Raw genomic sequence first — 12,562 nt, 5'->3', positions numbered from 1 at the left:
AAGCTTGACAAAGTAGCATAAAAATCGTTGCCGCCTTTCTAAATATCTTTGTTTTTGAAAGATATTTAGAAAGGCGGCTTCCAGAAAGGAATTTTCATTCACTTCTGGAGGCCGCGATGAATGCAAAAGGATATTCTGGTATCCCAAGCGAACTGTGCCATTGGATAACATTTTTGAGCAAGGCGCTACCCATTAGATCAATCGGTACGTTTATCGAATTGTTGATTGGAGCGATGTTAACACCGACGGGCTTTGTGGCAGATGCGTATTTGATGGTGAATATGCGCAACCACTGGACGAGTTATTACAAGTGGTTGCAACATGGAAAATGGTCATGGCTTGGGTTGGCGCGGCAATTTGCACGACTGGTTTTAGCTTGTTTGAGGCAACATACGGTGTATCTGGTGATCGATGATACGCTGACGCTACGCGCAACGAAGAAAGCGCCGGGAAGCCAGATTCATCATCAGCACGGCAACAAGGCAAACCTAGCTGCATATGTGCTGGGGCAATGCTGGGTAAGTCTGGCAATGGTTGCCAAACGGACAAACGGTGAATCGGTTGCGTTGCCGAATCTATCTCGGCTGATGCCAAGCACCGGCAATACCGGCAAGTTGATTGCGGCCAATACGCTGGTACGCGCGATACAAGGCTTACTGCAAGGATTGAAGGTTTATGTGTTGATGGATAGCTGGTATATGCGGCGCCGTGTGATTTCCGCCAACACCCGGCTAGGTTTTTCGGTGATTGGTCAGGTAAGGATAGACACTCGCCTCTACGATCTACCGCTACCCCGGCGTCACGGCGAATTAGGGCGAAGTAGGGCGAAGTAGGAAGTATGGGGAGAAATACACGCCGGAACATATTGATCAACTGCATCGTACCATCACAACGCTCAAGATTTACGGCAAAGAACAACGCGTGCGATTGCGCAGCCAACTGGTCAAAGCGCGCTTTCTCGATGGTCAGTTAGTGCATGCTGTTTGGTGCGAATTTGAAAGAAGCAATGGAGAATGGAAGGCAGCCAGCCTGATATTGAGCACAGACATCACACTGACGGCGGAACAAGTGATTGAAAGCTATAGCCTGCGTTGGTCGATTGAGCCCATGTTCAATCAACTTAAACAAACTTGGGGCATGAAAGAAGCATGGCAGCAAACACGCAAAACCTTACATCGCTGGGTGCATATCACTATGGTGAGCTATGGCTTAGTACAATTGCTGAGTTGCTTAAACAACCCAACAATCGATGCGCTTTGTCAGCATACGCCTTGGCGCAAAGAAAATCCCAAAACTGCCGGACAAATCCGCAGAGGATTGACTCTTCTTTTTCGACATGTTGCGATCAGGCAGTGGCGGGATGCTACTTGCAAAAAATTCAGACCACCTGACTGGGGCAAAAATGAAGATTATAAGCATCAACAGCGTAACACAACGTAATGCAAAGAAAATTAGTGAAGCAATCAACAGATTCAAGCTGAAAATTACCAGCTTGAACTGATGGGTTCGCTCTAAACTCTAGTGTTGTTAATTACTTGAATTGAAGTTTATAGAAAAAATGTGTTGCTTTATTAGTTACTTAACCGATTGTTTGTGGCTTTTATAGCTGGGTGCTTTGTAAATTTGTCATGCAATCCATTTATTTTGCAGAAAAAATCAGATAAGATTCCGGTGCGTTGCTGATATTTAGGTATCAGTAGCTAGTAAAGTGGTGGATGATTGTGCGTTTTGAATAGAATAAACAACTGAGGAGATCGGAATGAGAGAGAAAATCCAGCATCCAGTTCGTATGCTAACACTGGCAGCAATAGCAGGTGCTTTTATTGGACTAACGGGCTGTGCAACCACAGGTCAATTAGAAGAACATCAAAACAAACTCAGCGCTGATATAGCAGCTGCTAAAGCCGATGCATCTGCCGCTAAAGCAGCAGCAGATGCTGCTAACGCCAAAGCAAATGATGCAGTACGTATTGCAGAGGAAGCAAACAGACGTTCAATGGATACGGAATCAAAAATTGATCGTATGTTTAAGAAAGCGATGCATAAGTAATAACAAAGTAAAAAAACAAGTATAGTATAGCAAGTTATTGTATTCATAAAAAAACCCCTCATCAGAGGGGTTTTTTTATGAATATTTTTTTCTCTTTTCTGGAATTAGTTGTTATTCAGTGTATGAAATTGTGTCTGAGTACGTGAGCGTGATATTAGAACGGGTATACCGCTTTTTTCCATTATCGCTTGCTTTAGGGCCTCTTGGTCTATTTCAAAATCTGCGGGAATATTTTTCTTGCTGCTCTTTAGTTCCAGAAAATCATTAATCGCAGCTATGACTATTTGTTTGTAGTTGGTATATTTTCCTTCATCTTCTTCCAGCGGTGGATGGAGTTCAATAAAAAGCGAATCGAGTAACCAGCCGAGCTTAATAGGTTGGTTAACAATTTGTATTTGCGTGCCTACTGGAACTTTATCAAAGAGCGCTTCGATGTCCTCTGGATACATCCGAACACATCCAGCTGAGACGCGCATTCCAACGCCGAATGGTTTGATAGTCCCATGTATGAGGTAGCTGCCACTGCCGATGCCCAAGCGCATGGCATGTCGGCCGAGTGGATTGGTAGGGCCAGGTGGCACTATGTTTGGATAGGGTTGCTCGCCATTTGCTATCCTGTCCATCTGGAGGGATTTTGGAGGTATCCACGTAGGATCTTTCTTTTTCTCGACTATTTTGGAAATTCCCAATGGCGTTACCCAGTCCATCCTGCCGATCCCTACCGGGTGTGTAATAATCATGGGTTTCTCCCCTTTTTTAGGTTCTGGAAAGTAATAAATCCTCATTTCGGGTAAATTAAGTACCAGATCCTTACGCTCAGCGTGAGGAATAATATAGCGGGTTGGCAAGATAACTTTCGCACCATCTTCAGGCAGCCATCGATCAACATTAGGGTTAGCCAACAAAATCTCTATCTGACCGATATCGTATTGGCGCGCTATATCTAGTAACGTTTCTGCACTACTGGCATGAGTGGTGCGTATCTGACCAAAAATGTCAATATCTGGGGGTGGAAGTGTCCAAGTTTCGGCTCGAATAGAAGAAACACCAATTAAATTAATTATGGCAATAATAATTAGAAGAAGAATTCTAAGCATAAGCTTACCTTGCAATGTGGGGCTAGTTGTAGAGAGATAAACAAAATAATAACTGAAATTTTCTGATTGAAAGCGAGAAAAAGAGGTATATCTGCAAAGATTTAACTGGAATACGTATGCATCAAACTCATCTTTTAATTAGTATACAAGATACGCAACCTATGGTGATCGTATTATGTGCTCACGGCGCGGCTCATATGGCCATGCCATAAAAGAAAGAATCCTATGATTAGTGGAGCCTAATAGGAGCAGAAGATATGGTACGAGTGCGGTGACACAAAGAAAATTACATAAACCGGAATTAAATCTGAAGGATTGGGTGTCTACATTGTTCCAAAATTGTGTGAGGTGGAAGAAAATAAATCACGATAAATCAATATCCTGATTTCTTATTGAGTAATTATTAAGACTTGCGTAGAGCACAAGAATCGTCAGAATCATATACATTTCTTGTGAATAAAAAGCTTGTTAATTTTAAGTGAGGAAGAAAAACTGGATTCGCTCCATTTATCTCTTTTTTTCATAAATTGCAATGCGTGAAATTATTGAGTGCTTGCTGATATTTAAAGGGATTGAGGAAATATAGATTACATCTGGAATGAATAATTAATACAAATTATAGTCAGAAAAACAACAATGATGTTGCTTGGATACAACAGATTTGTTATTTAATTTGCAAAATTTACTCGTTTTTCTTGCAGAGTGCTTCTGTGTTGGGCACAATCCAATCAAACCTCCTGATTCGGGAGGTCCGAACAAGCGGGGTGCATTCCACCGGAGTGTAGTAGGGCAACAATAGGACGGCCCCAGTCGTTTTAACATTAAAGGAGAACTTCCGTATGAAGAAGAAACTTATTTCGTTGGCAGTAGCCGGTGCACTTGCAGCTCCAATGGTTGCGTCAGCACAAGGAACAAATGTAACACTCTTTGGTAGTGTTCAGGCTGAATATGCTACAGTCAATCGTGATGGTCAAAGCAGCCAAGCACATATCGGCGATGATACAGGCCGTTCAAGATGGGGTATGCACGTTACCGAGAATCTGGGTGGCGGATTGAAAGCAAAAGCGCATGTTGAGTATGGCTTTAGCACAGGTAGTGGCGCTTTGGGTATTGCTCGGGAACGTTGGGTTGCGTTGGCTAACGATAGCTGGGGTGAATTGAAATTTGGCCGTGTTCAATCTCCATTTAAAGATTTTGCCGGTGGTATGACCATTGATCCATTTGCATACACAACTCTTCAAGCTTCGGGCAGTGGCGGTACTATGAGTGCTGGAGCCAATGGCTTGGGATCAGGTGCTAATGGCTTTGTAAACAGTGCTGCGCGTTACGATTCACCAAAAGTTGAAGGTTTCAGCTTTTCAGGTTTGCTAATGCCAGGTGACTCTAATAGATTAGACCCAGCAAATGTTATTGCTTCATCGGGAAGTTACGCTGGAAGTCAATCCAATTCCGGCGGTGAAGATGGTGAGTGGGACTTCCAAGTTGCAGGTAAGTACGAAGCGCAAGTCGCAGGGCATAATTTAGGTGTGTTTGGTGGTTATTCTCGCGATAATATCAGTACCCGGCAAAGAACAGGTAATGCGGGTTATCCAGCTTTAGTTAACAACGAACACGTCTGGCGTGGTGGTGCAATGTGGAGTTTCCAAAACTTTAAGCTCAGCGGTCAGTACGAAAATATTAACAATGCAGTGGGCGCAGCAACTTGTACCAATGCTGCTGCGTTAGGTAATCCAGCAACAGGTGCAATTGACTCACGCGGACAATGTAATTCAGCAATGAATTTGGGTGGTGATGGTAATATTTGGTTTGCAGGTGGTCAGTATGACTTTGGCAATACCAGTCTTATCGCTCAAGGCGGTATGACAAATGCCCATGGATTGGCTGGTGGTCCAGCGAAACGTGAAGTAAGTAGTTTCACAGTCGGTGCAATTCATAATCTAAGCAAGCGTTCAAGCCTGTTTGGCGGTTATCAGCGTGCCATGGTTGACGATAGAAACGCTATATTTAAAGATAGCAATACCTACACAGTGGGTATGCGTCACAACTTCTAAAAAAGGTTGATCTCGTAAAAAAGGCACCAATTGGTGCCTTTTTTATTGCTGGAAAGAAATATAATAAGCCTTGTTGATTATTTTCTTGTTGTAAATTGATATCTCAAGAAATGCCGATGGATTCTAAAGGAGGCTTGGTAGTTATGAGTATGAAAAAATGGACGGATGATGAGTTGGTTACCACGCGCGATAATCTCGAAGCCTGGAACAAACGAAATAATAATCTAGGCTCCGGCTCAAAATTATGGTTATTCACTGCATTCTTAGGCGCATTTGCCATTTCTACGGGAGTTGCATTTATCTTTTTAGATGGCGTTGATGTGATGAGCATCATATTGATAACTATGGGAGCAATTACGTGTGCATCTTGGTATAAGAGTGAAAAACAACGCAAAGATAATATTACATTTCTTGCCGAGATTAATAAGGAAATCAAATCCCGCAAGATAAAAGAGGGTTCGAAATCGAAAGATAAAACTGATACGCAGACAAGCGAGATTAAAGAGGATGCACAGAAAGAGTCAGTTGTAACGGAGTCTCAAGTTACTGAGAAGAGTTCTAAGAAAATGGAAGAGAAATCCGAAGAATAATTTGAATATGAAAATGGGTAATTTATTGACAGAATTTTTGCAATTTATTACTTCCAAACTAACCCGATCAGAAAATTTTCTTCGTGGAAATGATTCAAAAATTCAAGTTAATTTGAATCCAGAAGACAGCCGCAGTTTTGAAACGTTGTGTCAATTTTTATGGATTCAAGGGGACCCATTGCCACTTATTTTTGATGTGGAAAATGAAGTTTATACGAAACATGGGCTTACGCTATCAAAATTAAAATATCTCGAAGAAATCGACTTAATTGTATTTGATGTCCACGGATTTGTTAAAAAAGGGTTGGGTAAGCATACGCGATTATTTTATAGTGGAAGGCCGACAAAAATAGGTTTCCAGAACGATGGAAATAATTTTCTGGAGTTGGGGCACGTATTGCTAACAGAGCGTGGTAAAAAAATGGTCTCGATTGTTAAGTTATCAACGAACCAGGAATTTTATGAATATGTGATTAAAAGGTGGTATCAGCAGGGATTAGTATTATCATCAATACAGATTGACCGGAATCAGAAAACTGATTTTGATGGTCGAGCGTGTTCGACTAAAGAATAAGGATGGCGCGGTAATCATTAACATTGGTATAAGTTGGTCCAGTAATCACTAAATCGTTTAGCTGCTCAAAAAAGGTATAGGCATCGTTATTGATTAAAAATGATGCAGCATTCAATCCAAGTTGTCTTGCACGAACTAATGAATCGGGTGAGATGAGCGCTCCGGCATTATTCTCAGTGCCATCCAGTCCATCCGTATCACAGGCAAGTGCATAAGTGTCCTTAAGGCCATCAAGCTCAATCAGCAGCGATAATAAGAACTCAGAATTACGGCCTCCGCAGCCATTGCCTTTGATGGTGACGGTCGTTTCACCGCCCGATAAAAGTGCAATGGGTGCTTTTAACAATTGTGGATGTATGCGGATCTCCCTCGCCAGTGCCGCATAACTTTTAGCAATCTCCCGCGATTCTCCGGTCACTGTATCACCTAAGATCAATGTAGCTATTTTGAGTCCTTGAAAATAATTTGCTGATGCAAGCAGTGATTGATTGGCGCTGGCAATAATTTTATTTTCAACACGAGTGAAAATAGGGGAACCGGGTTTAGGAGTTTCACTGGTTGCATGTACTTTGCCTTCAAGTAAAATTCTCCTAACCGATGGCGGTACATTCAGATGGTACTGATCGAGTACTGCAAGCGCATCAGAAAAAGTACTCGGATCGGGTGAACAAGGGCCAGAAGCAATATGTGTCGCTTCATCGCCGGTAACATCAGAAATAATTAATGCCAGTATGGGGGCTTTGCAAGCTGCAGCAAGCCTTCCGCCCTGAATAGCAGACAAGTGTTTGCGGACGGTATTGATTTCCTGAATACGGGCTCCACACCATAGTAACTGATGGGTGACTTCTTTAAGTTCTTGTAATGAGATACCGTCGACCGGCAGAGAAAGTAGGCTGGATCCTCCGCCACTGAACAAACAGAGTAATAGATCATCAGATTTTAACGCTTTCACCGCAGCCAAAATTTCTCGTGCTGCCTGTTCTCCATTTTCATCGGGAATCGGATGACCGGCCTCAATTACCTTGATCCTTTGGGTGGGTAATTTATGCCCATAACGCGTAACCACTAAACCGTCCAGTTGAACAGAAGACGGCCAGGCGTTTTCAATCGCTAACGCCATAGCAGCGGCCGCTTTGCCAGCACCGACAACGAGCGTGCGGCCTTTAGGGGGGCTGGGCAGATGTTGCGGTACGATGTGAGCCGGATCGGCAGCTTTAACTGCGATTGAAAAACTTCCTAGTAAATAGCTGCACGGATTCATTTTGTTAGCATAGATTGCAGGTAATGGCCTGTGAAACTGTTTGTATTGACCGCAATTGCTTCGGGTGTGCCTTCTGCGATGATACACCCGCCACCGTCGCCACCCTCCGGGCCTAAATCAATAATCCAGTCGGCCGTTTTGATGACATCCAGATTGTGCTCAATTACCACCACGGTATTCCCATGATCACGCAATCTGTGTAAAACTTTTAGCAGCAGATCAATATCCTGGAAATGCAAGCCGGTTGTGGGTTCATCTAGAATATACAGAGTGCGTCCCGTATCACGTTTGGACAGTTCCAATGATAGTTTTACCCGTTGTGCTTCACCGCCGGAGAGTGTCGTGGCAGACTGTCCCAGAGTAATATAGCCGAGACCGACTTCCAGAAGTGTTTGTAATTTTCGCGCGACTACGGGTACGGGGGTAAAAAATTCGGCTGCTTTCTCCACAGTCATTTGCAGAATTTCATTGATATTTTTACCCTTATACTGAATTTCCAGCGTTTCCCGGTTATATCGCCGGCCGTGGCATACGTCACAGGTAACATAAATATCCGGCAGGAAATGCATTTCCACTTTAATTACGCCATCGCCTTGACAAGCTTCGCATCGCCCGCCTTTGACATTGAAAGAAAAGCGGCCGGGTGCATAGCCCCGTTCTCGTGCCTGTGGCACCCCGGCAAACAATTCCCGGATGGGGGTAAACAATCCGGTGTAAGTTGCCGGATTGGAGCGCGGTGTGCGTCCGATGGGACTTTGATCCATATTGATTACTTTATCGAAAAAAGCTAAACCGTCAATTTGTTGATAAGGCGCGGGCTCGGCATTACTGGCGTAAAGGTGCCGGGCGACCGCACGATGCAGCGTTTCATTGATAAGCGTAGACTTGCCGGATCCCGAAACGCCTGTGACGCAGACGAATAATCCTACTGGCAGGTTAAGTGTGACATTTTTAAGATTGTTACCGGATGCGCCATCAATTCGGAGTACTCGCTCTGGATTGGGGGCGTGACGTTTTTCCGGTATTGGGATCGATAATTTGCCAGATAAGTATTTGCCCGTCAGGGAATCATTGTTTTCCTGGATAGCTTGCGGATTACCTTGCGCGACAACGAAGCCGCCATGCTCTCCAGCACCAGGCCCCATGTCGACCACATAATCCGCAATCTGTATGGCATCTTGATCATGCTCAACCACAATGACGCTATTACCCAGATCACGCAGATTTTTAAGTGTATCCAGGAGGCGTCCATTATCACGTTGATGCAATCCGATGGAGGGTTCATCCAAAACGTACATGACACCAGTCAAGCCCGAGCCGATTTGACTGGCAAGCCGTATGCGCTGCGATTCACCGCCCGACAGCGTGTCAGCAGAACGATCCAGGGATAAGTAATCCAGTCCCACATTATTGAGAAATTGCACGCGGCTGGAAATTTCCTTGACGATACGCTCGGCAATTGCGTGTTTGTGACCCGTTAATTCAATTTGATCAAAAAACAGCTTGGCCTTTTTCAACGGGAAAGCACTGATTTCGTAAATCGCTTGTCCGGCAACATGCACATGGCGAGCAGCCTGGCATAAGCGGGTACCGTGGCATTCCGGGCAAGTTTGCGCGTTGAGATATTTTGCCAGCTCCTCACGAACCGTCTGGGATTCCGTTTCCTTATAGCGACGTGTCAGATTGGGAATAATGCCTTCAAAAGCATGCGTTTCCTGGTGCTTGCGGCCACCTTCTGTTAAATAGGAAAAATGTATTTTTTCTTTACCGGAACCATGCAGAATGATATTACGAATAGGCTCATCCAGATTCTCAAATGGGGTTTCCAGATCGAACTCATAATGTTTTGAGAGTGCTGTTAATAGTTGAAAGTAAAATTGATTGCGCCTATCCCAATTTTTTACCGCACCAGCAGCCAGTGAGAGATGCGGGAAGGCTACTACGCGCGCGGGATCAAAGAAAGTGATTTGTCCCAGACCATCGCATTTATTACAGGCACCCAACGGATTATTGAATGAAAATAATCTGGGTTCTAATTCGGATAGGGAATAACTACACACGGGGCAGCTAAACTTGGCAGAAAAAAGGTGTTCAGCGCCAGTGTCCATTTCAACCGCTAAAGCGCGGCCTTCGGAATGGCGTAATGCCACTTCAAATGATTCAGCGAGGCGTTGTTTTGCGTCGGGGGAAACTTTCAAGCGATCAATGACAACTTCAATTGTGTGCTTTTGGTTTTTCTGTAGTTTGGGCAATGCATCAATTTCATACACTTCCCCGTCAATCCGTAAGCGCACAAATCCTTGTGCACGTAATTCATCAAATAATTCAGCTTGCTCGCCTTTGCGTTCAACGATTAATGGTGAAAGAATCATTAAACGCGTATCAAGCGGGAGTTGCAGCACATGATCGACCATTTGCGAGACGCTTTGTGCTGTCAAGATAATGTTGTGTTCTGGACAATGCGGATCACCGACACGGGCAAACAGCAAACGCAAATAATCATGGATTTCAGTGACGGTCCCTACTGTCGAGCGGGGGTTATGTGAGGTTGCCTTTTGTTCTATGGCGATTGCCGGAGAAAGGCCTTCGATCAAATCCACATCGGGTTTTTCCATGAGCTGAAGGAATTGCCTCGCATAAGCTGAAAGTGATTCCACATAGCGGCGTTGGCCCTCAGCATAGAGTGTATCGAACGCGAGTGAGGATTTGCCTGATCCGGATAGCCCAGTGATGACAACAAGTTTGTTACGTGGCAGATCGAGACTGATGTTTTTCAGATTGTGGGTGCGCGCACCGCGTATTTTTATGGATTCCATTAGCTATCTATGTATGAGTCAACCTGCTAATATACCCAACTTTTTGGGAATATCACAACCTGATTCATGTCTGCTTCATCTTCTTCTGAAAAAATGTCCCCAGCAGAGCTGCGTGCGACCATCGGTTTGGCCGGCGTTTATGGTTTGCGGATGTTTGGATTATTTATCATTCTGCCGGTATTTGCTTTTTATGCTGAGGATTTGCCTGGCGGAAATGACTATACACTGATTGGTATTGCACTAGGGGCTTATGGTTTAACTCAAGCCATTTTGCAGATTCCTTTCGGTTGGTTGTCTGATCGTATCGGACGTAAGCCTGTTATTTATTTGGGTCTGATCTTATTTGCAATTGGCAGTCTGATCGCTGCCCTTGCGATAGATATTTACTGGGTGATACTGGGTCGCGTTATTCAAGGTGCTGGCGCAATTTCGGCTGCGGTGATGGCGCTTGCTGCGGATCTCACACGCGAAGAACATCGTACCAAAGCAATGGCGACTATCGGTATGACCATTGGCACTGTTTTTGCCATTTCTTTGATTGTTGCCCCTGTTCTGAATCAATGGATTGGCGTGCCGGGAATTTTTGCTATGACAGGCGTATTGGCGCTTCTGGCCATGATCGTAGTGAAGAAAATAATTCCAGATCCGCAGATCAGTCGTTTTCATTCTGACACGGAAGCATCGGCTGCAAGTTTTGGCAGTGTGTTGCGTGATACACAGTTGTTGCGTTTAAACTATGGTATTTTTGCTCTTCACGCTACTTTGATGGGACTATGGCTGGTTGTGCCGCTCACTTTGCGGCAAGCGGGGATGGAAGCAAATGATCATTGGCAGATTTATTTACCCGTTTTACTTTTGTCGATTGTATTAATCATCCCGGCGATTATCTATGCCGAGAAAAAGGCTCAGTTAAAATTTGTATTTATTGCAGCGATTGCTTTATTGTTGATCGGACAGGTATTGCTGGCAATTGCCTTCGATTCTATTTGGGGTACAGCGATTGCGTTATTAGTTTTTTTCACAGCATTCAATTTGCTGGAAGCCAGCTTGCCATCATTGATCTCAAAGATCGCACCGGTTGGTGCAAAAGGAACTGCAATAGGAATTTACAGTAGTACCCAGTTCCTAGGTGCTTTTGTAGGCGCGGCAGTAGGGGGGTACTTATTTGGAAATTTTGGAAGCTACGCGTTATACACTTTTTGCGGATTACTACTCGTCGTATGGTTGATACTTGCTGTAACGATGAAAGCTCCGGCCGCAGTGCGTTCCAGAATGTATCATGTGCAAGAAATGGATTCGAATAAATCAATAGAACTGTCACGTGCACTTGCAGCAATACCCGGTGTGCATGAAGCATTGGTGCTGGTCAACGAGAGAGTGGCCTATTTGAAAGTTGACATGAAAGGTTTTGATGAAGAGAAAGTGATTAAATTGCTAGGGAAGGAGACATAAATGGCATCAGTCAATAAAGTTATACTCATTGGTAACTTGGGAAAAGACCCGGAAACTCGTTACATGTCAAATGGTGATGCGGTAACGAATATTACATTGGCAACGACAGATACCTGGAAAGACAAGAATGGTGAGAAACAGGAAAAGACTGAATGGCATCGCGTAACCTTTTATCGCAAGCTCGCAGAAATTGCGGGGGAATACTTAAAGAAAGGCCGCCCTGTGTATATAGAGGGCAGGCTGGAAACCCGGAAATGGACTGATAAAAATGGTGTAGAACGTTATACGACGGATATTATTGCAAGCGACATGAAAATGTTGGGCAATCGATCAGGAAGCGGTAGCTTTGAGTCACCTGATCATGAAGAAGTAAATTCTGCTCCTAACCGCTCTTCTTCAGCTAAGAGTGCAGGTGGATTTGATGATATGGATGATGATATCCCGTTCTAGCCGAATAACTGAATTAACGTTTGTCAGGTAACCGAAGCACTCCCGTCCGGAGTTCTATCGCGGGTACATTTGATTGGCGGCGCGGGGGTGATGAAAATTCAATACTTTCTATATTGCCACCAATCTCTCTGGCTATGTTTCTGAATTCAAGTGCTAGCATACATTTTGGAACAATAAATGTTTGCTTAAATCCAGATTTGAAGTGAACAAGAATTTTCATA

The 12,562-nt window shown here is 44.1% G+C and carries 11 protein-coding genes; 8 read left to right on the top strand and 3 right to left on the bottom strand.

The window, feature by feature from the left end:
• Nucleotides 1-116: 116 nt before the first annotated feature.
• The 3 genes from NIT79A3_RS15710 to NIT79A3_RS15700 all read left to right on the top strand — a co-directional run bounded on the left by NIT79A3_RS15710 (nt 117) and on the right by NIT79A3_RS15700 (nt 2,050).
• Entirely contained in the window at nt 117-833 is a 717-nt protein-coding gene (locus NIT79A3_RS15710; RefSeq protein ID WP_041360383.1) for a transposase, read from the top strand.
• Nucleotides 834-864: 31 nt separating this feature from the next.
• The gene (locus NIT79A3_RS15705) at nt 865-1,440 is read left to right on the top strand and encodes a transposase (RefSeq protein WP_156797112.1); all 576 of its coding nucleotides are present in this window, start codon (nt 865-867) and stop codon (nt 1,438-1,440) included.
• A gap of 319 nt (nt 1,441-1,759) precedes the next feature.
• Entirely contained in the window at nt 1,760-2,050 is a 291-nt protein-coding gene (locus NIT79A3_RS15700) for an Lpp/OprI family alanine-zipper lipoprotein (protein WP_013967125.1), read from the top strand.
• A 104-nt stretch (nt 2,051-2,154) separates the two neighbouring features.
• Here NIT79A3_RS15700 and NIT79A3_RS15695 read toward each other — a convergent pair whose 3' ends face one another.
• On the bottom strand, nt 2,155-3,147 hold the full coding sequence (locus tag NIT79A3_RS15695; protein ID WP_013967124.1) for a L,D-transpeptidase family protein: 993 nt from the start codon (nt 3,145-3,147) through the stop codon (nt 2,155-2,157).
• 839 nt (nt 3,148-3,986) lie between these two features.
• Here NIT79A3_RS15695 and NIT79A3_RS15690 point away from each other — a divergent pair.
• The 3 genes from NIT79A3_RS15690 to NIT79A3_RS15680 all read left to right on the top strand — a co-directional run bounded on the left by NIT79A3_RS15690 (nt 3,987) and on the right by NIT79A3_RS15680 (nt 6,362).
• Complete coding sequence (locus NIT79A3_RS15690; RefSeq protein ID WP_013967123.1) at nt 3,987-5,198, top strand: porin; 1,212 nt, start codon at nt 3,987-3,989, stop codon at nt 5,196-5,198.
• Between the two features lie 116 nt (nt 5,199-5,314).
• Complete coding sequence (locus tag NIT79A3_RS15685) at nt 5,315-5,788, top strand: hypothetical protein (RefSeq protein WP_348225652.1); 474 nt, start codon at nt 5,315-5,317, stop codon at nt 5,786-5,788.
• A gap of 13 nt (nt 5,789-5,801) precedes the next feature.
• Nucleotides 5,802-6,362 carry a DUF2806 domain-containing protein gene (locus NIT79A3_RS15680; RefSeq protein ID WP_156797111.1) on the top strand — a complete coding sequence of 187 codons (561 nt, stop codon included), beginning with the start codon at nt 5,802-5,804 and terminating at the stop codon, nt 6,360-6,362.
• Here the strand turns inward: NIT79A3_RS15680 and NIT79A3_RS15675 are convergent.
• Both NIT79A3_RS15675 and uvrA read right to left on the bottom strand, forming a co-directional pair.
• Nucleotides 6,352-7,623 (bottom strand): glycerate kinase, encoded by a 1,272-nt coding sequence (locus tag NIT79A3_RS15675; RefSeq protein WP_013967120.1) that lies wholly within the window; start codon nt 7,621-7,623, stop codon nt 6,352-6,354. The genes NIT79A3_RS15680 and NIT79A3_RS15675 overlap by 11 nt on opposite strands.
• Nucleotides 7,620-10,439, bottom strand: a complete 2,820-nt coding sequence (gene uvrA / locus NIT79A3_RS15670; protein WP_013967119.1) for an excinuclease ABC subunit UvrA — start codon at nt 10,437-10,439, stop codon at nt 7,620-7,622. Before uvrA ends, NIT79A3_RS15675 begins: the two co-directional genes overlap by 4 nt.
• A 93-nt stretch (nt 10,440-10,532) precedes the next feature.
• Between uvrA and NIT79A3_RS15665 the strand changes: the two genes are divergently transcribed.
• Nucleotides 10,533-11,891, top strand: a complete 1,359-nt coding sequence (locus NIT79A3_RS15665; RefSeq protein WP_013967118.1) for an MFS transporter — start codon at nt 10,533-10,535, stop codon at nt 11,889-11,891.
• Nucleotides 11,892-12,341 (top strand): single-stranded DNA-binding protein, encoded by a 450-nt coding sequence (ssb, locus tag NIT79A3_RS15660; protein ID WP_013967117.1) that lies wholly within the window; start codon nt 11,892-11,894, stop codon nt 12,339-12,341.
• Nucleotides 12,342-12,562: the final 221 nt, after the last annotated feature.

This window comes from Nitrosomonas sp. Is79A3 (assembly GCF_000219585.1).
Taxonomy (GTDB): domain Bacteria; phylum Pseudomonadota; class Gammaproteobacteria; order Burkholderiales; family Nitrosomonadaceae; genus Nitrosomonas.
This window is presented reverse-complemented; position numbering and strand designations above follow the sequence as displayed.